Here is a 1,502-nt window from a genome sequence, read left to right as displayed (position 1 = left end):
CCCCAGACCTCCCGCAGGGCGTTGCACACCTCGCCCACGGTGGCCCGTGCCCGCAGGGCGTCCTTCATCGGGTAGAGGACGTTGTCCTCGCCCTCGGCGGCCTTCTTCAGGGCGGTGAGCGCGGTGTCCACCGCCTGCTGGTCGCGTTCCGCGCGGAGCCCCGCCAGCCGTTCGGCCTGCTGGGCCTCGATGGCCGGGTCGACGCGGAGGGGCTCGTACGGTTCCTCCGCGTCGAGCTGGAAGCGGTTGACACCGACCACGACCCGCTCGCCGGAGTCGGTCTCCTGGGCGATGCGGTAGGCGGAGCGTTCGATCTCGCTCTTCTGGAAACCGTGCTCGATCGCCGCGACCGCGCCGCCGAGGTCCTCGACCTTCCGCATCAGCTCCACCGTCGCCGCCTCCACGTCGTCGGTCATCTTCTCCACGACGTAGGAACCGGCGAACGGGTCGACGGTCGCGGTCACGTCCGTCTCATAGGCCAGGACCTGCTGCGTGCGCAGCGCCAGGCGCGCGGACTTGTCGGTGGGCAGCGCGATGGCCTCGTCGAAGGAGTTGGTGTGCAGGGACTGCGTGCCGCCCAGGACCGCGCCCAGGCCCTGCACGGCGACACGGACCAGGTTGACCTCGGGCTGCTGCGCGGTCAGCTGCACCCCGGCCGTCTGGGTGTGGAAGCGCAGCATCAGCGACTTGGGGTTCCTCGCGCCGAACTCCTCGCGCATCACCCGCGCCCAGATCCGGCGGGCCGCGCGGAACTTGGCGACCTCCTCCAGGATCGTCGTGCGCGCCACGAAGAAGAAGGACAGGCGCGGGGCGAAGTCGTCGACGTCCATGCCGGCCGCGACCGCCGTGCGCACGTACTCGATGCCGTCCGCGAGGGTGAACGCGATCTCCTGCGCGGGAGAGGCGCCCGCCTCGGCCATGTGGTAGCCGGAGATCGAGATGGTGTTCCACTTCGGGATCTCGGCCCGGCAGTACTTGAAGATGTCCGCGATCAGCCGCAGCGACGGCTTCGGCGGGAAGATGTACGTCCCGCGCGCGATGTACTCCTTCAGCACGTCGTTCTGGATCGTGCCGGTCAGCCGGTCCGCGCTGACGCCCTGCTCCTCCGCGACCAGTTGGTACATCAGGAGCAGCAGCGAGGCGGGCGCGTTGATCGTCATCGACGTCGACACCTTGTCCAGCGGGATCCCGCCGAACAGCACCCGCATGTCGTCGACCGAGTCGATCGCCACCCCGACCTTGCCGACCTCGCCGCTCGCGATCGGGGCGTCCGAGTCGTGCCCCATCTGGGTCGGCAGGTCGAACGCGACCGACAGCCCCATCGTGCCGTTGGCGATCAGCTGCTTGTACCGGGCGTTCGACTCCGTCGCCGTACCGAAACCCGCGTACTGGCGCATCGTCCACGGCCGGCCCGTGTACATCGACGGATACACACCCCGGGTGAAGGGATACTCCCCCGGCTCACCCAGCTTCTCCGCCGGATCCCAGCCCGCCTGGGCATC

General features: G+C 69.5%; 1 protein-coding gene. It reads right to left on the bottom strand.

What is annotated here, in order from left to right:
- The coding region (locus tag ACH4F2_RS36060) for a methylmalonyl-CoA mutase (protein WP_398136814.1) at nt 1-1,502 on the bottom strand (1,502 nt) is incomplete at both ends.

Origin of the sequence: Streptomyces sp. NPDC017890 (assembly GCF_044328675.1) — a bacterium.
Classification (GTDB): domain Bacteria; phylum Actinomycetota; class Actinomycetes; order Streptomycetales; family Streptomycetaceae; genus Streptomyces.
The sequence above is the reverse complement of the archived record's forward strand: the minus strand, read 5'-3'. Positions and strand labels throughout refer to the sequence as shown.